Source organism: Wolbachia endosymbiont (group B) of Dolichovespula media, from assembly GCF_947179505.1.
Taxonomy (GTDB): Bacteria; Pseudomonadota; Alphaproteobacteria; order Rickettsiales; family Anaplasmataceae; genus Wolbachia.
In genome coordinates, this window is the sequence record NZ_CAMXBR010000002.1 from 274,036 (window position 1) to 294,969 (window position 20,934).

The 20,934-nt window shown below is 33.3% G+C and carries 20 protein-coding genes and 1 pseudogene; 11 read left to right on the forward strand and 10 right to left on the reverse strand.

Annotated features, from left to right (window positions below):
- Positions 1-829, forward strand: a pseudogene (locus tag OM967_RS02305) (Mur ligase domain-containing protein); the annotation flags it as partial.
- A gap of 634 nt (positions 830-1,463) precedes the next feature.
- Here the strand turns inward: OM967_RS02305 and OM967_RS02310 are convergent.
- The gene (locus OM967_RS02310; RefSeq protein WP_264337542.1) at positions 1,464-1,856 is read right to left on the reverse strand and encodes an MFS transporter; all 393 of its coding nucleotides are present in this window, start codon (positions 1,854-1,856) and stop codon (positions 1,464-1,466) included.
- On the reverse strand, positions 1,843-2,430 hold the full coding sequence (locus OM967_RS02315; RefSeq protein WP_264337543.1) for an MFS transporter: 588 nt from the start codon (positions 2,428-2,430) through the stop codon (positions 1,843-1,845). Before OM967_RS02315 ends, OM967_RS02310 begins: the two co-directional genes overlap by 14 nt.
- Before the next feature lie 16 nt (positions 2,431-2,446).
- Here OM967_RS02315 and OM967_RS02320 point away from each other — a divergent pair, with 16 nt between their 5' ends.
- A complete protein-coding gene (locus OM967_RS02320; RefSeq protein ID WP_211908348.1) occupies positions 2,447-3,004 on the forward strand; it encodes a GNAT family N-acetyltransferase in 558 nt (185 codons plus the stop codon).
- 253 nt (positions 3,005-3,257) lie between these two features.
- Complete coding sequence (locus OM967_RS02325) at positions 3,258-4,187, forward strand: AEC family transporter (protein WP_211908347.1); 930 nt, start codon at positions 3,258-3,260, stop codon at positions 4,185-4,187.
- 363 nt (positions 4,188-4,550) lie between these two features.
- Here OM967_RS02325 and OM967_RS02330 read toward each other — a convergent pair whose 3' ends face one another.
- From OM967_RS02330 to prfA, 3 genes are all read right to left on the reverse strand, one after another.
- Positions 4,551-4,727, reverse strand: a complete 177-nt coding sequence (locus OM967_RS02330) for a hypothetical protein (protein WP_246433220.1) — start codon at positions 4,725-4,727, stop codon at positions 4,551-4,553.
- Complete coding sequence (locus OM967_RS02335; RefSeq protein WP_246433219.1) at positions 4,720-4,995, reverse strand: hypothetical protein; 276 nt, start codon at positions 4,993-4,995, stop codon at positions 4,720-4,722. The genes OM967_RS02330 and OM967_RS02335 overlap by 8 nt, the downstream gene beginning before the upstream one ends.
- A gap of 118 nt (positions 4,996-5,113) precedes the next feature.
- Positions 5,114-6,205 carry a peptide chain release factor 1 gene (gene prfA / locus OM967_RS02340; RefSeq protein ID WP_264337544.1) on the reverse strand — a complete coding sequence of 364 codons (1,092 nt, stop codon included), beginning with the start codon at positions 6,203-6,205 and terminating at the stop codon, positions 5,114-5,116.
- A gap of 110 nt (positions 6,206-6,315) precedes the next feature.
- Here prfA and yihA point away from each other — a divergent pair, with 110 nt between their 5' ends.
- Positions 6,316-6,912, forward strand: a complete 597-nt coding sequence (gene yihA / locus OM967_RS02345; RefSeq protein ID WP_369800778.1) for a ribosome biogenesis GTP-binding protein YihA/YsxC — start codon at positions 6,316-6,318, stop codon at positions 6,910-6,912.
- A complete protein-coding gene (gene argB, locus OM967_RS02350; protein WP_250120347.1) occupies positions 6,887-7,825 on the forward strand; it encodes an acetylglutamate kinase in 939 nt (312 codons plus the stop codon). Before yihA ends, argB begins: the two co-directional genes overlap by 26 nt.
- A 371-nt stretch (positions 7,826-8,196) precedes the next feature.
- Here the strand turns inward: argB and OM967_RS02355 are convergent, their stop codons facing one another.
- A complete protein-coding gene (locus tag OM967_RS02355; protein WP_250120348.1) occupies positions 8,197-9,729 on the reverse strand; it encodes a hypothetical protein in 1,533 nt (510 codons plus the stop codon).
- Between the two features lie 180 nt (positions 9,730-9,909).
- Between OM967_RS02355 and OM967_RS02360 the strand changes: the two genes are divergently transcribed.
- The 6 genes from OM967_RS02360 (at position 9,910) to OM967_RS02385 (ending at position 14,377) form a co-directional block, all read left to right on the forward strand.
- Positions 9,910-11,187 carry an adenylosuccinate synthase gene (locus OM967_RS02360; protein WP_211908344.1) on the forward strand — a complete coding sequence of 426 codons (1,278 nt, stop codon included), beginning with the start codon at positions 9,910-9,912 and terminating at the stop codon, positions 11,185-11,187.
- A 227-nt stretch (positions 11,188-11,414) separates the two neighbouring features.
- On the forward strand, positions 11,415-11,873 hold the full coding sequence (locus OM967_RS08195) for a hypothetical protein (RefSeq protein WP_250120349.1): 459 nt from the start codon (positions 11,415-11,417) through the stop codon (positions 11,871-11,873).
- Positions 11,874-12,009: 136 nt separating this feature from the next.
- A complete protein-coding gene (locus OM967_RS08200) occupies positions 12,010-12,309 on the forward strand; it encodes a hypothetical protein (RefSeq protein WP_246433216.1) in 300 nt (99 codons plus the stop codon).
- 66 nt (positions 12,310-12,375) lie between these two features.
- Positions 12,376-13,482: a hypothetical protein gene (locus OM967_RS08205; RefSeq protein ID WP_264337545.1), complete on the forward strand. Its 1,107-nt coding sequence runs from the start codon at positions 12,376-12,378 to the stop codon at positions 13,480-13,482.
- A 71-nt stretch (positions 13,483-13,553) separates the two neighbouring features.
- Entirely contained in the window at positions 13,554-13,790 is a 237-nt protein-coding gene (gene infA, locus OM967_RS02380; protein WP_007302820.1) for a translation initiation factor IF-1, read from the forward strand.
- Positions 13,787-14,377, forward strand: a complete 591-nt coding sequence (locus tag OM967_RS02385) for a Maf family nucleotide pyrophosphatase (protein WP_211908342.1) — start codon at positions 13,787-13,789, stop codon at positions 14,375-14,377. Before infA ends, OM967_RS02385 begins: the two co-directional genes overlap by 4 nt.
- Here the strand turns inward: OM967_RS02385 and OM967_RS02390 are convergent.
- The 4 genes from OM967_RS02390 to groL all read right to left on the reverse strand — a co-directional run bounded on the left by OM967_RS02390 (position 14,364) and on the right by groL (position 20,879).
- The gene (locus OM967_RS02390; protein WP_250120352.1) at positions 14,364-16,604 is read right to left on the reverse strand and encodes a hypothetical protein; all 2,241 of its coding nucleotides are present in this window, start codon (positions 16,602-16,604) and stop codon (positions 14,364-14,366) included. The two genes, OM967_RS02385 and OM967_RS02390, sit on opposite strands and share 14 nt — an antisense overlap.
- Before the next feature lie 392 nt (positions 16,605-16,996).
- The gene (locus tag OM967_RS02395; RefSeq protein ID WP_264337546.1) at positions 16,997-18,322 is read right to left on the reverse strand and encodes an alanine:cation symporter family protein; all 1,326 of its coding nucleotides are present in this window, start codon (positions 18,320-18,322) and stop codon (positions 16,997-16,999) included.
- Between the two features lie 108 nt (positions 18,323-18,430).
- The gene (locus OM967_RS02400; protein ID WP_250120354.1) at positions 18,431-18,934 is read right to left on the reverse strand and encodes a protein-disulfide reductase DsbD domain-containing protein; all 504 of its coding nucleotides are present in this window, start codon (positions 18,932-18,934) and stop codon (positions 18,431-18,433) included.
- Positions 18,935-19,220: 286 nt separating this feature from the next.
- The gene (gene groL / locus OM967_RS02405) at positions 19,221-20,879 is read right to left on the reverse strand and encodes a chaperonin GroEL (protein WP_007302814.1); all 1,659 of its coding nucleotides are present in this window, start codon (positions 20,877-20,879) and stop codon (positions 19,221-19,223) included.
- Positions 20,880-20,934 lie beyond the last annotated feature (55 nt).

Below are 20,934 nucleotides of genomic sequence, written 5' to 3' on the forward strand. Positions count from 1 at the left end.
ATGAGGGTTTTAAATTATACTATAATAAATTTAGTAATAAGTAAACGTCTACTGCCAAATATGCACAGCACTAAAAAAGAAGTAATACATATAATCGGTATAGGTGGAATTGGAATGAGCGCAATTGCTGAAATTCTTCATAATTCCAGTTATAAAGTTCAAGGCAGTGATACGCGATCAAACGACAATATAGACAGGTTACAAAAATTAGGTATAGAGGTCTATATTGGTCACAATGCAAGTAGTATTAGACAAGCTCAAATAGTTGTACATTCTTCCGCAATAAAACCTGATAATGTGGAGCTAGTTGCAGCAAGAAATAGCAATAAAACCGTTTTGCATAGGTCAGACATGCTGGTTAAAATTATGAAAGGTAAATATGTGATAGCAGTTTCAGGTTCAAGTGGCAAGACGACGACGACAGCTATGATTGCTTCCATTTTTGATCATTCTGGTGATGACGCCACTGTAATTGTTGGAGGAATATTAAATTCCTATCAGAGTAATGCAAAACTTGGCAAAAGTGACATTTTCTTAATTGAGGCTGATGAGTCTGATGGAACTATGTTAAAAATTCCTGCAGATATTGCTGTTGTAACAAGTATTAATGACGACCATATAGACCATTACGGTACATTTAACGACATCAAAAATGCGTTTTCTAGATTTGTAAACAACGCGAATTTTGCTATTTTGCCTGATTCTGCAGACATCAATCATGATGCGAGTAATTCTATAAAGTTTTGGTTTGGAAATGGTAAAATTAGAGCTAGCAACATCAAACAACACAATAATAGCATAGAATTTGACGTGCTGATTAGTATAAACGAAAGTAATCGTATTCCATTGTCCACTACTCGAGTAGTTGAGAGGGATGGAATAAAAGCAGCCCTTTCTTCATCACCTCAATGCTTGAAACTGGATTCTCGTTTCAATGTTAAACAAGATACTATAGAATTTAAGAGGACAATCCCTAGAAAATCTCTACATTCAAAAAAAGTAAATCGTACTAATGCTATTTGAACAAGCTAGCGTAAAAGTAAGCTAAATTTTTTAAGGTACAAAAATAGCAAGAAACAGTTGTTTGAAAAAAATTGGAATTTGATTGGATTGCTGAAATTTGGCTCTCAAACTTTAGATGCATGAGCAAGATAATACTCTTTAACTAATATAGATTAGGTGATTTGGAAGAGATACATCTAGAGCAGCTGGCAAAGTTACAATACATATTACCGCAATAACTAGAAATGAGAAGGATCTATATGGTGATTATAGATTTTTCCAGATCTTGAAAACAATAAATAGACAGTAAATTAGAACTACTGCAAAAAAAACAAGAATAGCTACACTGGTTGCTTGACCATCGTAAACGTAGCTTGTTAAGCCGATAAAAATAGCCATGATAGAAGCTCTAATAAATGAAATTGCAGAAGAAGTTGTGCCTTTCATTTCAGGGAAAATATTTAATGATGCATTGAAAATGACTGCTTGACAAATTCCACAGCCAATACAAAAATAGCCATAGACAGCGTTACTAAGTAGTAAGCACTGGGCATGATTATACTGAATATTAAAAGTGATAGGGATCCAATAGCAATTACGCCTGTACCGGAAATTACACACCAAATTGCTCCAAGTTTCTTTAAGATCTTACTGGAAAACAGGCTAATTAGTGAGAAAGATCCAACCATTGCACCTTGATGTAGCGCATAAATAGTGCTGGATAAACCAAAAGTTTCCATATACAAAAAAGGGCCACAAGTAATGAATGACATATAAGCCGCAGAAAAAAGGCTCTGTGCCAAAGACAACACCATAAATTTTGAACTTGATAATAATTTTTTATAGTCTTTCATCATTTTTTTTTAGACTAAAAATATCACGGTCCTTTTTTGTTTCTGGTAACAGAAAAAGCAGCAAAACCCAAGAGATGAAACAAAGTATTGCAACACTTGCATAGTTGCCACGCCACCCAACAATTTTGTTGATGAAACTGCCTAATACTGGTGCAATTGCTATGAGAACTGTGAGAATAAAATTCATGATTCCAATAAATTTTACTGCTTCGTTGCCTTTATAGCTGTCTGCAATAATTGCAAACACAACTACAGATGTGCTAACACCAATGCCTTGAATAAAGCGAGAGATTAAAAGCCAAGAAACTGACAGCGCAAAAATACAGCCAACAGCACCGATGAGTAGCAAAGTGTTGCCTATGATCATCATCCTTCTTCTTCCATAGCATTCAGACAATGGACCAAAAAATAACCCTCCTATGCAAACGCCTAAAAAATTATAAGCAATAGTTAATTGAATTGTGCCTTCCGGTATGTTAAAATAGCGTACTATATCAGGAAAACTAGGTACAGAAATATCAATTTCAATGAACTTAGCAATTAGAGATAGAATTAATAAAAACGGTAGTAACACTTAAAATCTTTAATTAATGAATAAAAATATCACATTTAAAGCGTTGAAAGAAGAACATTTTTCACTATTATTAAAATGGGTAGAAACACACCATATAAAGAAGTGGTGGGATGCGGATATAAATTGGACACCAGAGTTAATTGAGAAAAAATATAGCAACTACGTTAAAGGATTCAAACGTTTGAAATCTAAGACACAAATTATTGAAAAACCAATGCACGCATTCATTATTAATTGTGATGGAGTTGATATTGGTTATATTCAATATTACAACAAACATGATTTCCCACCTGAACAGGTCTATAACACTTTAGAACTTCCAGAAAGTTGTGCTGCTATAGACTGGTATATCGGAGAGCTGAATTATGTAGGTAAAGGAGTTGGTTCACAAGCTTTGAATATATTTTTAAACAAATTTGTCTTTAAAGTTTATGAGAATGCCTTTGTCGACCCAGGTATAGCAAATGTTTGTGCAATCCGTGTTTACGAAAAAGTTGGCTTTAAAAAAATTATGGAAAGTGATAGTGCGATTTTAATGATTAAGGCAAGAATTCCTGAGAACCATTCAAGATGAGTGTTTTTTCAACAATCTACCTAAATTACTACAAGTGGTTTATAACAATATACAAGGAGCTTTATACAAACTTAACATAATTTAATCATAAAAATATCATTATTAAGTCCTATATAAGAACAAATTTTGGCACTCAGTGAATCTTTTTTAACTAACTATGAACTTGATTAATTGGAAAATAAATTTTACTTACTTTTATAATACCTTAAAATCTAATATCACTTTATCAGCAAAGATATCACAATAGGCTAGTATGTTCTTTACTCTTTTCCTCAAAATATTACCTATTTACATTACAATACTTATTGGTTACTTAGCAGGAAGATATCTTAAAATTGATAGAAATACTATATCTCAAATACTCTTTTATATAGCTAATCCAATAGTGATTTTATACGGAGTATCTCATACAGAAGTTAATTTAAAAGTAATTTCTCTGCCGATTTTGATATGGTTTATAGGTAGTACTATGTCTTTATCAGTGTATTATCTTTCTTCTTTTTTATTTAAGGACAACACGAGAAACATATTAGCGTTTAGCTCGGGCAGCACAAGTATGGGTTATTTTGGTCTACCGATTGCCATTGCTTTATTTGATGAAGATTCAGTGTCTGTGTATGTTGTCTGTTACATAGGAATGGCACTATTTGAAAATAGCTTGGGATTTTATATAGCTGCAAATGGTATCTATACTGCAAAAGAATGCGTATTAAAGTTACTCAAACTTCCCTCATTATATGCAATGATTCTAGGTTTCTTTTTAAGTATATATGATATACAAATACCCACTTTTTTGACAGATGTTATGATAAATATCAGAAGTACATTTATCACATTAGGAATGGTGCTGCTTGGAGTAAGTATTGCACAAATTACAAATTTTAAAGTAGATTGGAAGCTTGCCTTGACCACTATTGTAGCAAAGTACATATTCTGGCCGTTATTTGTTTTGGGAATTGTCTTGCTAGACAAGCATGTTACAGGTATATACGATGAAAGCATCTATAAAGCACTGATGTTACTGGCTATTATTCCGATTTCTGGATCCAGTATAATACTTGCTAATATTTTAAATTACCAACCAGATAAAGCTACTTTATTGCTCCTAATTAGTACTGCAGTGGGACTATTTTATGTTCCACTTATAATATCATTATTTTTTACTAAACTTGTCCCTTTTTGATCAAAAATTTAAGCGCTAGGCCTATTCACAAAACTTGAATTTAGAATAGACTTCTTGGATAATCATAAAAGAAACTAATCCTTTTTTCCTCTCCTTTCTTATTTTTTTACACAGAATAGGAAGTTATCAATTGATGGAATTTTCGCAATAATGTCAATAGCAGTAAGATTTCCTACACCTTTTAGCAGGTCTATAGTTGAATTTGGATGTTCTATGAGCAGCAACAAATAAATGTAACTTGCCTTTTTCTATATGATGCTATTAACCGAATAGGTATTCGCTTGACATTTCCATATCTTTGTTATCATTAGTAATACTAAAGGGAAAACTAAACTTAATAAGATTTGGAAGCATATTGTTGTTCTATGATTCACGTAATGCTGCTATGCCTTCTTTGCAAACGTTATCATAAAGTAAATTAAATTCTTTAATATTTGAAAAACTACCACCCCTTAGCGCACTCATTAATATTATTCTACTTTCAACATCAATATCATTAGAAATTAAATCAAGTTTAACAAGATTTGGAAAGTTACCCATTCTTTAACAATTTAGTGATTGCTATTGAGCCTTCTGCGCCAATAATGCTAGAAGTTAATTTACACTCAGTAATATTTGGAAGATTAATATTCTCTAATGCTTCATTTAAAACTTCTCCGCACTGAGCATCAATATAACAATTAGATAAAGTCAAGCTTGTAATATTTTGCTTTTTCTGTAAAAAGTTTACTAGCTTTTCCATATATACATATAGATTATTTAACTCTAAGGTGTTACTATTAACATATTGATTCAATTCAACTTCCATGGTTTCTGTAAGTTATAGAGCTGCTAATTACAGCATAAATTTAAATAATTGTCAACCTTATGAACAACTAACTTTACTTCTTTTTAACCTGATACCTATGCTTTGTTTCAAATTTCCATCAAAAAGTAACATTACCCCCTCCAGTCAACCTTTCTGCTTCATTTCGTGAAATCAATGCCTCAATAAATTCATCTAGTTCACCTTCTTTTATAATCTGTTCTAGTCGATGTGAAGTGAGATTAATTCTATGATCTGTTATTCTTGATTGTGGAAAGTTATAAGTTCTTATACGTTCAGAGCGATCTCCAGAACCAATTTGGCTTTTCCTCATTGTTGACCTTTCCATTTCTTTTTTTTGTCTTTCAATTTCGTATAGCCTTGCTCTCAACACTTTGAGCGCTTTAGCCTTATTTTTGTGCTGCGATTTTTCATCTTGCTGTATTACAACTATCCCTGTTGGCAAGTGGGTGACCCTTACTGCGCTGTCAGTTGTATTCACTGATTGCCCTCCAGGACCACTGGATCTATAAACATCTATGCGTAAATCTTTTTCTTCTATTTCAAAGTCAACCTCTTCTACTTCAGGTAATATTGCAACAGTAGCTGCGGAAGTGTGCAATCTTCCTGAGGATTCAGTTTCTGGCACTCTTTGTACTCTGTGCACCCCTGACTCAAATTTCAGTCTTGCAAAAACTTCTGTTCCATTAATGAGTGCAGAAGCTTCCTTATAGCCACCTATACCTGTATTAGAAATACTTATTGGCTCAAACTTCCAATTTCTTCTTTCTGCATATTTTTGATACATACGAAATAACATCGCTGCAAATAATGCTGCTTCTTCTCCGCCTGTGCCTGTTCTAATTTCTAATATTGCATTTCTTGAGTCATCTTCATCTTTGGGTAATAATGCCAACTTTAGTTTTGCTTTTACTTTTGGTAATAGTATCTTTTGCTTCTCAAGAAGTTCTTCTTTTGCTAACTCTTTTATATCACCATCGCTGTTCTCATCTTTCATGATTTCTTCTAAATCTGAAATTTCCTCTTTTAATATATTATATTCATCGATTATCTCGATAATTGGTCTGAGTTCAGAGTATTCCTTTGAAAAACTAACGAATTCTTTTTGACTCAAATTGGTAGGGTTTTCCAGATTTCTCTCTACATCAGAAAACTTTTTTTTTAAGTCTTGTAAATTATTCTCTATATCCATATAGTACAGGCCTAGTTTTCAGCTGTTTAAGTAAGTAATATATACTGAAATAAAAAATTTCTTATATCAAGCAATAACACTATAATTGTCTCGAATATTTCTACCTAAGTATAATGGCAAAACAGATAACATCAATCTGCAGCTTCATATTTGGAGCTTCAGACAAAAAATCATTACCAGATGAGTCGGCTCCAGAGATTGCATTTGCTGGTAGATCAAACGTAGGAAAATCAAGTTTAATCAACCTGCTGATAAACAGCAAAAAAGCTGCAAGAGTTTCTTCTAAACCTGGATGCACTAGACAAATAAATTTTTACTCTATGTACAATGATAAGTTTAGGATTGTCGACCTACCGGGTTATGGCTATTCTTGTGCAAGCAAGGAAGAAGCAGTACAATACTTAAACCTAATTGAGTACTATCTAATTCACAGGAGAAATCTAAAAAGAGTCTTTGTGCTTATAGATAGCAAGGTAGGATTAAAAGAAATAGACAAAGACTTTGTTTATTGGTTAATATGTAATAATATTAACTTTAATATTGTGCTAACAAAAATAGATAAAGTGAATCAGGAAAGTCTAGATGCTATTCTAGAAAATACTCAAAAGTGGGTTAATAATGAACATGTATCAATTCATCAAATAAGCATTCGTGTTAAGCATAAAATCACCAAGGTAAGAGATGAGTTTTTCAAATTTACAAGATAAAAAAATGAAAAGTGATGAATCTTTAAATGGTAAGATGCCATTGAAGGAAAAAACAGAAATATTATTTGAAGTTCTGTCTAACATACCTAAATTTGTAGGCGAAACTTTTATCATCAAATGCAGCAGTGTAATAATCTCAGATGAAACGCTGCTTAGTGCTTTTGCGCATAATGTTGTTCTGTTGAAACAGCTTGGTATAAATCCGGTGGTAGTTCATGACGGAGAATATGAAATTAACTTAGTGTTAAAAATGCTAGGTATGAATGATAAGTTTATAAATGGTGTCAGACTTACAGACAAAAGCACTATGAAAATCATTGAAATGGCACTGTGTGGTTCAATTAATAAAAAAATTGTTCAGCATATAAATTCTGCTGGTGGTTCAGCTATTGGACTATGTGGAAAAGATGGCAACCTCATAAAAGCTGAAAAGATAAGCACTACGCTTAGGGAAAATAGATTAAATAATATTGAAAAAATACTAGACATGGGATTTATCGGTAGACCAACTGAAATCAATCCTGATATATTATTCTTTATTGAAGAATCAGATTCTATACCAGTTATTGCACCTATCGGTTATGGAAAAAATGGAGAAACATATCATATTGATACTGATAGCACTGCAAGTGCAATTGCACTTGCAGTTTACGCATCTAAAATGATAATCTTGACTGATACAGATGAAGAAATAAACAAAGTTGGCAATAGAAGAGTCTTGATTAAAAATTTAAAAGAATCGATTGATTGTGGAAAAATTAAAGGAGAAAAATTTGTTGAAAGGCTTATGTCATATACTAAAATGGTAGAAGAATGTGCAGGGGTTGTTCACATAGTTGATGGTAGAGTACCTAACATTATACTTGATTTATTTACTGAGAATAATTCAGGTATATCAATAATGGATGATTAATAGCTGTACTGCTTATAACCATATGAACATTGAAAATTTGGGAATAGCTTATGTCAAATTCCTATTCTCTTTTCCAGTTTTTTAGTTTTTTTTTTCTTGCAAGCATAATAGTTTCGTATACATAATGAAACCAAATGGTATTTTTAGCTTGATAACAGAGGAAAATAAAGAGGGCTTGGGTGTAACACTCAAATAATGATTTACCTTATGGATACCGCTAGAAAAGTTGACTAAGGTATACAATTCTCTCTGCGTCAAGTTACTCAAGATATCGAATCTACAAACGCTTTGGATTGAGTGTGTTTGGTCAATTTGAGTGCTTTAAATGAAAGGCGAAAATTGAGCATACTACGCCTCTGTACACAGTATCTTTAATGCAAATGCCCATGTGATTCCATAGATAATCTCTGTTTTTTTATTTTATCTGTCCATTTATCATTTTCTATATCTTGTTTGTTGGTTGCTCTTTTTTCTTGCTCAACAATTGCCTTATCTATCTTCTGATGAATTGCATCAATTGCATTAATTGCATTTTTTTCTTTGTATACTTCGCTTTTTCCTTCAACAATTAAATTGGTAAAAATATTTACAACAAACTGCACTTGATTATGATTAACCTGACCTTTTATCGAAGAAGGTAAAGAGTTTAATTCCATCAATACTTCTGATGCTGTTTTATCTTGAGTGGAAAGCCCTAAATTATCTGCTACTTCACTTATTAATAACTCTCTGTTTTCTTTATTATCTTCCAATTTAGTATAATCACGCAGTAGATCCATAACTGTAGATACTCTGACTTCAATAATATCATCAACATCTTCATCTCCTAGAGCAACTCCTGATCCCAATAACCTCTCTCTGAGATTTTTCTTTAAAAGATTGGTAAATTTTTCATTTGCATCCGATCCTGTAGTAGATATTGTACCATCTAAATAGTTGTTTACTTTGATTTGAGTACCTAAGCTATGCTCTATTTGTATTTTTGCCTCAGGTTTAAATCCTAATTTTGCACGGAATTTCTGAAAATATTCTTTAATAGTGTCAAACAAGGTCTTGCCATTGTCTTTATAGTTTTTCAACTCTTCAGGAATAGTAAGTGATAATTTACCATCTCCATATTTTACAAGGTCTTCACCATATTGAGACTCAAGTGTAAATTCTAATGAGCTGGATAGGTCGCATATTTTCTCTTTCGGATTGTTAAGCGTGGTTATAGGCATTGCCATATCAGACTTCACTTTTATGTGGTTGTGATCAGTGCAGTAAATGTTTAGCGCTTTTTTAGGACTATGTGGAATCAAGCTACAACTACTGAGTGCTGCATGAGATTCATTAAATATACCAGCTTCATACCCTGCTTGATTACAATTGGTGACTAGCTCTTCTAAAATAGCATTACTTGGAACTTCTGCTCCAGCATACCTGAACATTTCCTTGAAAATTTCCTTTGCTAATGCACGGTAATCTTTTTTGGAGAATAGATGATAAGAGCTTCTCCCTGCGTTATAAAATCTCTCAAATTCCTTTCTATATTCATCAATTTTTTTCTCATCAGCAATTGTAGGGCTATTACAATGATTTTCCCAAACTTCAGATAGTCTATCTTGATCAAGCTCCTTAAGTACTGGTTCCATAAAAGCTTTACCTTCTTCGGAGAGGTTATCAAAATTATCACGGTTAAAAATCTCATTTTTATAATCTTTATCTCCTTCCTTAAATGCAATAATAAAATTTTTATCTATTTCTTTTTTATTAATAATAAAATTCATCCTTTGAAAATCCAAGAACATTGTTTCACCAGAATTTGCTAATTTATTATCTTGATCTGCTCTTAATTTACCAAAATTGAACTCTTTAGCTGTGGCCTTTAATCTAACTACTGGACTCTCCTTTGCCTCTTTCATAATTAACACCTTACTATAAATATACTGTAAGTTGTATCATATAATGATGAATAATTTGATAACATATAAAAAAAGTCGATAGTATATTTCTTTATTTAATAGGTGTAGGAAAGGCGTAGATTTCTCTTTTCATTTGTAGCATGCTGCATTAATATTTACGTATTAATCTAGAAAATAGTGATGAATAATATTGTAATTGTTGGTCTGCAATGGGGTGACGAAGGCAAGGGTAAAATAGTAGATTATCTTTCTGAGAATGCAGATGTAGTTGTGAGATTTCAGGGAGGAAATAATGCAGGGCACACTATAGTAATAGATGATGAGGTTTATAAATTAAATTTACTGCCCTCTGCTGTTTTGAGGCCAGGAAAAATATCTATCATAGGAAATGGCGTTGCTCTTGATTCACAAGCTCTAATATCAGAAATAGAATCATTGAAAGTTAAAGGAGTGGACGTAAACTATAACAACTTGATGGTATCCGAGAGCTGTCCATTAATACTTAGCGTACATAAGGACAAGGAAAAGCTATTTGAAGATTTAAACGGAAATTGCAAAATTGGCACAACAAACAAAGGAATAGGGCCATGTTATGAAGATAAAGTTGGAAGGAGAGCTATACGCATTTGTGACTTAGAAAACGCAGATGAGCTCAATCAAAGAGTGGATGCTCTCCTGAGTTACCATAATTCTATCAGAAAAGGCCTTAACTACCAGGTGGTTGAAAAAGAAGAAATATTAAAGGAAATTCGACAGATTTCAGAAAAAATTCTTTCATATAAAAAACCTGTGTGGAAGATACTAAATGATTTTATGAAAGAAGGTAAGAAAATAATATTTGAAGGCGCTCAAGGCGCATTTTTAGATATCGACCACGGAACTTACCCTTTTGTTACTTCAAGTAATACCGTAGCATCGCAAGCGATAACAGGCTCAGGATTATCCTACAATGCTCACATTATTGGTGTAGCAAAAGCGTATACAACAAGAGTGGGTAATGGTCCATTTCCTACTGAACAAAATAACGAGATTGGAGACAGCTTATTTTCTATAGGTAAGGAACTTGGAACAGTAAGCAATAGAAGAAGGCGCTGCGGATGGTTTGACGCAGTTTTAGTGCGCCAGGCCGTACAACTCTCTGGAGTTTCAAGCATTGTATTAACCAAATTAGATATTCTTGATTCTTTTGATACTATTAAAATAGGCACTGGTTATAAGTATGGCGGAAAAATGTATGATTATTTACCCGCATCACATTCAATACAAAAAGAATTAGAGCCAATATATGAAGAATTTCCTGGTTGGAAAGAGAAAACTCAAGGCAAAAGGTCAGTTAAGGAATTACCTGCAAATTTGATGAAATATGTGAGAAAAATAGAAGAATTAATAGGCGTATCAATTCATCTAATTTCAACTAGTCCCAATAGAGAGGATGTTATTAAGCTTAAAAATCTATGAAAACGTCTTATTAACTTTTATCTAATAAAAAACGATACTTGTGTGACTTCAAGCAATCTATTATGTAAAGTAGCAGCGTAAACGTACAGTGAGCAGTGTGATTTTTCTTAAATACATGTTGATTGTTATAATATAAACATAGTTAAAGTAGGCGTATTATGATTGCAGGTTTGACTAAGGGAGACAAAGCAATAAAAGCGGAAAAAACAAGTGATTAGCTGAGAGAATTGTCAGTTGCAGAATATGTAGTTAAGTCAATACATGACTTGCAAAAATTGCATAATAGATTATGTTCATCACAGGGCAACAATTGTGTTAATGATAGAGAGAAGTTTGTCCAAGATAGCGATGGGCTTGGTATATTTCAATTTCTCAAAAGCTATATTAATGATGTAGAAAAAAATGAGCCTTCCATTAAGAACCTTACTATAATGAAATTTCTTTGCTCAATTATAGAAGATAGAGAACTGTATAAAAAGTTATGCAGTTTCGATGATTTTCTCGATTGTGAGTTAGAAAATTTGAGAGATAAGATAAGCTTATTAGCGCTTTTGAGAGAAAAGATGGACTTTACTGATATACAAAAAGCTTATGGTAATTGGCGTTTTAGTAATCTAATAGGTGATAATGATTTTAAGCGAATGTATGTGGATGAAGCAGTAAAAGTAAAGAGAAAAGCCTGTTAATGAGGACTTTGAGAAAAATATAGGTAAATACATAGAGTTAGTAAAGGAAGGAAAAGAAGTTGCAAGTAGGTATTTTGGAAAATGGAAAGAGGACTTTCAAGTTTACTGTGAAGAAATTGACAATAATAATAAAGTTTTGAATATTAACCTTACTCATTACGACAATAGTGAGCCAACAAAGATTAGTGACGTTTTACAGCAAGAGAAAGATATTAAAGAACTGAATATCTATTGCAATAAAAAACATGAAATACACGCTCATAAAAAAGATAAGAAAAGATATTATGAATTTAAAGAAGGTGCATATTATGAAATGACAAGCACTTGGGCTGCAAAAGATGGATCAAGAATGTGTACCATGATTATGAATGTGAGTAGCGATGGCATAACTGAAATACTAAAATTTAATGGTGAAGATTTTGTTTCATCGAAGTAGATTCTAGAATTAATAAAGCAAAACGATGAATTATATATTCAAGGTCTCTCCTTATATGATGCTGTAATGGAATCACTAGAAGAGAATAGGGCTACTCCTATTAATCTTTACAATGAATCTATGGTGGCTTATCAAGGTAAGGAACCAGAGGGGAAGTTAGATCATAAAGTTGATGCTGATAATAGCCTTCCTTCTTCTCCTTCTCCTTCTATTAATAGCAATGCATTGGAAGCCAATTTACAGCACACTGAAACTCAACCAGAAATTGCTTCACAACAAATAACTGATTTACAAAACAGTTTTGGAAAAGAAGAGCGAAAAAACACGGAATTGCAAACTGAACTGGCACAAAAAGATGAAAAGTTAGCAAGCGTGTTAGCAGAGTTACAAGAGAAAGCACAAGAACTTAAAAATGTATGTGAAGCAAAAGGAAAGCTAGAGGGTAAGCTAAAAGGTGTTAATACAGAAAAGAAGGAGTTAGAAGACAAATTAAAAGAAGCAGCACACATAATGAAGGAAAAGGAGCAGTATATAAGCAATTTAAAACTTCAAGTGCAAGAGTTGAAAGATGAGCATAAAGCACAACTGGAATCTTATGAACAAGGGATATGCAAACTAGCATGGGAAGTTGAAGAGTTAAGAAGCAAGCTAGAGTGTGAGAATGAATGGGATGATAAAGTTGTAGAAATAGCTGATGGACTGGGAGAAAAAATTCATGCTGATGAACAAAGAAGCCTCAATAATCAATTTTATACTCCAACAAGAAATATTTTTAATGAGACTAATAATGAGTCTTGTGTTCCACTGGAAGAAAAGATGACGTTACTCAGATCTTCAAGCTCTGATGGAGGATATGGTAGTGATAATGGTTTATCTTCTAACATGAGTTCTATTGAACAAAGAAGCTTCAATCATCAATTTTATACTCTAGCAGGAAACGTTTTTAGTGAACCTGATAGTGCCTCACAAAAGAAGACAGAGTTATCCAGATCTTCAAGTTTTGATAGTGGACTTGATAGCGATGAGGAAAATTGTGATAATGATTTATCTTCTAATATAAGTTCTATTGAGAAGGTAGTAGAGAGTAGAAGCGTAGGTAGCTCGCTTTCCTCTTGCATTGTTAAGGAGATGATTGGAGTTAAGTTGCAAGAGCAATACTCAAGTAGAGTATAAAAATCTCCTGTATTGATAATAATTTAAAATCTATAGTAGACTGAAAAAGATTATTAAATTATAATACGACAATGATAAAAGAAGACAAATCAAAAACAATTTTTGAAGTGGAAGGGGCAGTAACTGCTTTACTACCTGCAGCAGAATTTAGAGTGAAGCTGGACAATGAACATGAGATTATCTGTCATGTATCAGGAAGAGTGAGAAGAAGTAAAATACGTATCATTATAGGCGATAGAGTGTTAGTTGAGATGAGTATTTATGATAGGAATGCAAGAAAGGGTAGGATAATAAAAAGGCTCAAGTGATAGAACAATCTCTAGATAATCTTATTCTTGCTTCATCATCAGAAAGGCGAGTAGCCTTACTAAAACAAATAAATATTAAGCCAGGTTTAGTTTTGCCAGCAGATACAGATGAATCGCCTTTGAAGAAAGAGCTGCCAAAAGATTACTCAATCCGTATGGCAAAAAGTAAAGCCGAGAAAATACAAAGTGCAAATCTAAATTACTTTGTGCTTGGTGTTGATACAGTTGTTGCTTGTGGTAGAAGGATACTGCTCAAAGCTGAAAACGTTGAGCAAGCAGAAAAATGCGTTCGCTTGTTATCAGGAAGAAGGCATAGAGTATACACCAGTGTGTGTTTATTAACTCCTGATCAATCTAAACAGCATATTAGGACTGTAGTTACAATAGTGAAATTTAAGCGTCTCAGCGAACAAGAAATTAAATATTATTTAGCATCAGAAGAGTGGAAAAACAGGGCAGGGGGGTGCAACATACAAGGTCTTGCAGGAATGTTTGTATTATTTTTACGTGGCTCATACTCTTCTGTAATAGGGTTACCATTACATGAAACCCATTGCTTGCTAAGTAATTACTTTAACCTATACTAATACCATTGTCCTTTTTTTGTTTTTCTTCAGCAATAAGTTTAGCCCATATTCTATTTCTATTTGCTAATGCAATTCTATTGCGATCAGGACTATCATTGCGTTCTGTTAAAGTATCTTTTCTTTCCTCTTCTACTATTCCAGCTTTCAGTTGTGCTGCATCTTTTTCTAGCAATTTATATAGTTCGCTATTTTTGTCTATAGTCAGATTAGTATTATCATTTTCTTGTTCTGCTTCTTGTTCTGCCACTTTTCTTTCTAATAACTTACGTACAGGGTCATATTTTTTACCTTCTTTTATTTCTTTCAACATACTTTCTGAGAATAAATCTTTAGTAGCCTGGTGTGAAGGTTCTCTCAATCCTTTATTCAATTTTTCCAATGTATCTTTTGGTTCAATGGTTTCTAATCTCTTCTCTAATTGCTCAGAATTGACCTGAAAATTATAGTGGCTAGTGTAAGTTGGAGATGAGTAACCTGAGTCGTTTATTTCTTTCTCCGCTGCATTGTCTTTTAGCAATCCAGCTGCTAATAAATGTTCTTTTGTTTGCCCACTCATTTTCTTTTGATTTACTGGTTTTAGCAGGAATTTCTGAGTTTCTTTATCCAACTTACTGGTAAATTCCGTAAGTAGGGTATCATCTCTTTGTTCAACATTCATTAGGCTCGCTTTTAACTGTCCAGAATTTACTCGAGATTTTTCATGATTAGAGTGAGTTGGAGATGAATAGCCCGAATCGTTTGTTTTTATGTCTGTTGAGCTATATTCTAGAGATTCATTTTCTTGTAATTTATCTTCGGTTTCTTTTTGTTTATCGTTTCCTCTTTCTTCGTTTTCCTTAGTGCTAAGATAATCTTTTTCTTGTTTATAATCTGATTGAGGATTTGAAAGCGTTATATACTCATCTTCGTTATCGCTCCAACCATCTTCGAAGTCAGAAAATTCTTCATCATACTCACTTTCACTACGTAATAACTCATTTTTTGCTTTCCATGCAAGAATCGAAGCTACATCATTTAGTGGTTGCTTATTTCCAGTATTGCGTGATTCTTTAACTTTTTTGAATGCAACGTCTTGTGCTGGTGCAGCGCTTTCAGTAGCTGTAGGATCAAAAATTGCACCTTTTTGCCGGTTATTAGATATTTGCTCACTTTCATCTGATTTTCGGCTTCCAGGTACAGCATGTCCAAATGTAGCAAATGTAGGATTGTCATACCGTTCATCCTCTTGTGTATTATCTTGATTGTAGATTACAGACTTGGTGAAAATAGTACTGCTTGAAGAAGCATCAGAATATGGAGAATTGTAGTTATTTCTACTATTAATCCGTATTGGCTGATACTCATCTTTTTTCTGATTATTAGGTAATGAACTAGCTCTAGGTGGCAGTGACGGTGGAATCTTTTTAGCAGATGCGTTATTAGAATTTGTAGTGCTAGTCGTTGCATGCTTAAACTCAACTTCTTGATCTTGAGTAGCTTGAACGCCAACACCTTTACTGATATCACTTTCTATGAAAGTTTCAGATGATTGTTGATTCTCTTGTTCTTGTCCTTTCTCCTTGAATTGTATTTGATATAGGAATAAGCCACCTATTTTTACATCTGTGTTTGCTTTTAATTGTTCCTCAGCAACACCATTACGTTCAGTGAGATCTACACCATCTTTATCAATCTTGATTTTGATAGTACATTTTTTTCCATTTTTGTCATGCCAATTCAAAGTCATTTCATATGAACCATCGGTTACAACATAATGCCTTATTCTTTTCTCTCCTTCTTCGGCAACAAAACCGTGCATTCCGCTCTTTCCATCACTATGCAGCGTTGAAAATCCCGAAATTCCTTTCTTCTGACAAAAGTCACTATTTAAAAACTCGCTGATTTTAAACTCTTTTTTGTCATCTCCCAGTGTAATACTTGCGTGATCGCCATATATTGAAACTCCTGCGATATCATCAACATACTCTTTTAACCTTGCTTTAACTTCACTTTCAAGCTTTTGTTCGGCTTTCTTTATCTTGTTCTGCTCTGGAAGAATAACTTCATAAGCTTTATTTTTGTCTTCATCTGTCTCCAAATTCCAGATGGAGTGCTTTATTAGAAACTTTACTGCATTAAAACCAACTCTGGAATTATAAATTGGGTCGTCTTCCTTTTTTATTTCATCGAATAAAGTAAAAAATCCTCGAATGAATTCATGATATTGTTGTGTGCTTTGAGTATTCATATTTTCCCTCACTAATAACCCTCTGCCTTTTAGCCTTAGCTAGTACAATTATTACGGGAATTGATTTAGTTTTTATTAAAGAAGTTGTATTGCTAACGTGATGACATGAGCTATTTTATGTTCACATCAAGCAATTTAAGTTGTCATTCCAGTCTGGAATCTAGATTTTTCTAGACTTGATCCTATAGTCAAATTCATAACTACAAACGTTGTAATATAAGAGTAATTTTCACCAAAAAATATGTCATTTGAGTAGCTGACACTGGGATCCAGTGGCACTCAGTTAGTGAGCATAAAAGTATTATGTTAAAACATAACATTTTTGATGAAGTTCATGAAAGGCTGGATTCCAGACTGGGATGATAACTTAAAATATTGCTTTAGCTCTGTTTTTACAACTTCAAGTATTTGCTACTCATAGTAAATACTTCTGGATCTTGAGAAGTGAGCTTGAGTATAGCAAGTATGTTTATGAGCAGCAAAGCAGCAATTGAAATATCAGCGATATCCCAGAGTAACTTAACTCCACCGATTGCACCAAATGGAATGACTAAGGTAAAAACTACAGTCCAGATTTTAGTGTATTTATTATCCATAGATACATAGCGTATTGTTTGTTTTGAACAAAAAAACCAAGTAAAGATAGTAGTAAAGGCAAAACAAAACATTATAGCCATAATTAAATAGTCAGTATAGGGCCAATTCATAGCTTTTCTAAAAGCAAAAATGCACATGTTAGTGCTCTCTAAATCAGTAATCCAAGAATCTGTGACAAGCAGTACCATTGCTGTAATGAACACTATGAGTGCAACTATAAAAGGAGATATTATTGTGATTAGACTCTGTTCAATGATAAATTTATTGTTATTTTTTTTAGGAGTAATCGAGGAGTGTACAATTCCTTCGAGGCCAAGTCCTATATCTGTTGCAAAAATACCTCGCAGAGTTCCTACTTGAATAATAGTCAACATTTCTAAAATTAAACCTAAAGATAAGCCAGAGTTAAAGCTACTAGTTGTAAAAAAATTGCTTGTTATTAGTTTTAGAGAAGGAAGAATATTTTCACTAAACTTAAATAATATGATACCGCAAAGTGTGAGGTAACTTACCGTCATTATCGGTATCATAGCCGATATAAAAATTTTAATTTTTTTTAAGCTGAGAGCTGCAACAACAAAAAATATTATGGCCATTACAATGCCGCCAATGACTACAGGTATATCTACCATGCTGAGTGGTATTGATAGAGAATTTACCTGAACAAGGTTACCAACTGTTATTGAAACCATCATCATAATAACTAGAAACACAACTGTAGCTTTTCTAGAATTAAATGCATCAGTCATGTAGGCTACAGGTCCACCTATAAACCGTCCATTTTTTTCTTTTCTGGTTTTTATACTTAGGTAACAAGTAACATATTTTATCACAGAAGTAACAACAATAATTATTGCCATCCATAGAATGGATCCTGGTCCTCCGGTTTTTAGAGCAACAGCAGTGCCTGAAACGTTTCCTACTCCTAAATTTCCTCCTAAGATTGTAAACAGGGCGGCTATAGAAGAAAATTTATTTTCTCCTCTTTTAGCTCCAATAAGTGAAACGGCATACGGTAGTCTAAACACCTGTAACCATTTTAGTTTAACCGATAGGTAAACACCAGCAACTAGTATGAGTAGTATTGTTGGCAGTAATAAAACAAACTTTACTGTATCCATCTGTAAAAGAGAGATTTTTACTCGAGTATATAGCAAAAATTGAAAAATACCTAACTTATTGTTTATGAGAAGTAACACTATAAAAGCTATAGTAAGCCTGCTAAAATCCTATTTTTCATACCACTCATTTATGAGTTTATTGATATCGGAATCCATAAAATCCTTTAGTGGTTGACTGGTTTTTATCTCGGCATTTTTAGGGATACACCTATCTTTACATATTGCGTACTTTATATGAAAGTTAATATCAGCGTATTTCTGATTTGGAATGATATTAGTTTTAAAGGGAAATAACACCATATCTTCATATATGTTACTAACAAATGTAACTTCCCCAACTTTATCTTCATGTTCCTTGGGAGTAGGCCAATGAATATCTATATTTGATATGTTACCCTGACAGTCAAAGGAAGTAGGAAGGCCGAAATCTCCAGGGTCTTTGTAATATATATGCCAACCTGGTTTTATTGTAACCTTTATTGCGCCTTCAATGGTGAGGTTTGCTTTATTTACCTTACCAATGAGCAGATCAAATTTTGCAACTTCTTCTTCAGCACACAATTGAGTGCAAGCAAAAAGTAAAAGTAGGATTGAGTATATACGTATTTTCATAAATACTCTATTTATGAAGAAAATAATTTAAGTTCTATCTATTATAATAAAAATATTATATAAATCATTTGTTAATATAATATTCTACTAATAGAAATATACTAGCAATTATAACTTTCATATATTATTTTTTTATTTTTAAGCAGTTATAATGTTAAAAAGACGTAACAAATATAAATAGTAGTGGCTTTGCATAGAAAATCACAAATTTATTTCCTTTATAAATGTAAGACTTTTTAGAACTAGAAAGATACCTTGGAGCAATTGCTCCAAGGCTCTTGTTTACTTAGAATCCACCCATTCCGCCCATTGCTCCTGCACCCATAGGTGATGAAGCATTTTCTTCTTTGTTTGGTAGATCAACTATCATAGATTCAGTAGTAATAAGTGCGCTTGCTACAGACACTGCCGTTTCAAAAGCAATACGAACTACTTTTGCCGGATCAATTACACCAGCTGTTGATGCATTAGCGTAGTTCATAGCCTCAACGTTGTATATAAGCTCTTTATCATTCTGCTTAATCAAATAGTCAATTATAACAGCAGATTCAAGACCAGCATTTTTAACCAATCTTTTGATTGGGGCACTGAGAACTTTTTTGACAATGTTGATACCTATTTGCTCTTCATCGCTTGAAGCTTTTAGCTTGTCAAGAGCAGATGCAGCGTAAAGAAGTGCAACTCCTCCACCTGGAACTATCCCTTCTTCAATTGCAGCTCTTGTTGCATGAAGTGCATCTTCAACTCTATCTCTGCGTTCTTTTACTTCTACTTCGGTTGCTCCACCAACTTTGAGCACAGCAACGCCGCCTGATAATTTCGCTAAACGCTCTCTCAGCTTTTCTTTATCATAATCAGAGGTTGAAGTTTCAATCTGAGATTTAATCTGGTTAATTCTAGCATTTACTCTGTTTTGTTTATCACAGTCGCTGTCTTCACTAACAATTGTGGTATTGTCTTTAGTGATTTTAACATTTTTAGCAGTACCAAGATCTTCAAGAGTCAAATCTTCCATCTTGATTCCAAGCTCATCTTTTATGACATACTTAGCACCTGTTAAAGCTGCTATGTCTTCGAGCATCTCCTTTCTCCTATCACCAAAACCTGGAGCTTTTACTGCAGCAACTTTTAGACCACGTAATTTGTTGATCACTAAAGTGCTTAATGCTTCACCTTCAACATCTTCTGCAATGATAAACAAAGGTTTACCAGACTTAAAAATAGCCTCAAGAATAGGAAGTAAAGGTTGAATAATATTAAGTTTTTTTTCTGTAATCAGCAAATATGGATCATCAAGCTCCACGCTCATCTTTTCATTATTTGTAACAAAGTATGGAGAGAGATAACCACGGTCAAACTGCATACCAGTTGTAAGTTCAACTTCTAATTCTTTTGAACCCTTACTCTCTTCAACAGTGATGACGCCTTCTTTTCCAACCTTTTTAACAGCATCAGCAATGCTATTACCAATATCTTTATCACCATTTGCAGAAATTATTGCAACTTGTGCAACTTCATCCATTTTCTCTAAAGAAATTGTGCGAGACATTGATGTAATTTCCTTTAATATCACATCTTTTGCCTTCTGTATTCCATTTTTGATACAAATACGATCATTTCCAGCTGCAATTGACTTTGAAGCTTCCATTATCATATTGCTAGTCAGTATTGAGCATGTTGTGGTACCATCACCAACTTTGTCATTACACTGAGAAGCACTTTGAGCAATGGTGCTTACTATCGCAGAGTGTAATGGTTTTTCAGGCTTTATACCTTTCATTACCTTATAGCCATCCTTTGTGACCTCTGGTCCACCATATGGCTTGCTAATTCCTATTGTATTTCCCCTAGGCCCTGCAGTTGCTCCCACCGTTGAGTCAACCATTGCTGCAACTTCACGAAAGGCTTCTTGCAACTGTTCGCCTGATACTACTATGTTAGCCATTTTTATCACTCCTTAAATTAATAAAAAATTTAGAATATTAAAATACATAATGCAC

Bases quoted from the DNA above. Each gene is read 5' to 3' on its own strand.
- argB (WP_250120347.1), top strand. From the start codon at position 6,887: ATGAGTTTTTCAAATTTACAAGATAAAAAAATGAAAAGTGATGAATCT.
- infA (WP_007302820.1), top strand. From the start codon at position 13,554: ATGATAAAAGAAGACAAATCAAAAACAATTTTTGAAGTGGAAGGGGCA.
- OM967_RS02395 (WP_264337546.1), bottom strand. From the start codon at position 18,322: ATGGATACAGTAAAGTTTGTTTTATTACTGCCAACAATACTACTCATA.
- OM967_RS02360 (WP_211908344.1), top strand. From the start codon at position 9,910: ATGAATAATATTGTAATTGTTGGTCTGCAATGGGGTGACGAAGGCAAG.
- OM967_RS02330 (WP_246433220.1), bottom strand. From the start codon at position 4,727: ATGGGTAACTTTCCAAATCTTGTTAAACTTGATTTAATTTCTAATGAT.
- OM967_RS02310 (WP_264337542.1), bottom strand. From the start codon at position 1,856: ATGAAAGACTATAAAAAATTATTATCAAGTTCAAAATTTATGGTGTTG.
- OM967_RS02390 (WP_250120352.1), bottom strand. From the start codon at position 16,604: ATGAATACTCAAAGCACACAACAATATCATGAATTCATTCGAGGATTT.
- OM967_RS08205 (WP_264337545.1), top strand. From the start codon at position 12,376: ATGGAATCACTAGAAGAGAATAGGGCTACTCCTATTAATCTTTACAAT.
- groL (WP_007302814.1), bottom strand. From the start codon at position 20,879: ATGGCTAACATAGTAGTATCAGGCGAACAGTTGCAAGAAGCCTTTCGT.
- OM967_RS02400 (WP_250120354.1), bottom strand. From the start codon at position 18,934: ATGAAAATACGTATATACTCAATCCTACTTTTACTTTTTGCTTGCACT.
- OM967_RS02320 (WP_211908348.1), top strand. From the start codon at position 2,447: ATGAATAAAAATATCACATTTAAAGCGTTGAAAGAAGAACATTTTTCA.
- OM967_RS02355 (WP_250120348.1), bottom strand. From the start codon at position 9,729: ATGAAAGAGGCAAAGGAGAGTCCAGTAGTTAGATTAAAGGCCACAGCT.
- prfA (WP_264337544.1), bottom strand. From the start codon at position 6,205: ATGGATATAGAGAATAATTTACAAGACTTAAAAAAAAAGTTTTCTGAT.
- OM967_RS02325 (WP_211908347.1), top strand. From the start codon at position 3,258: ATGTTCTTTACTCTTTTCCTCAAAATATTACCTATTTACATTACAATA.
- OM967_RS02335 (WP_246433219.1), bottom strand. From the start codon at position 4,995: ATGGAAGTTGAATTGAATCAATATGTTAATAGTAACACCTTAGAGTTA.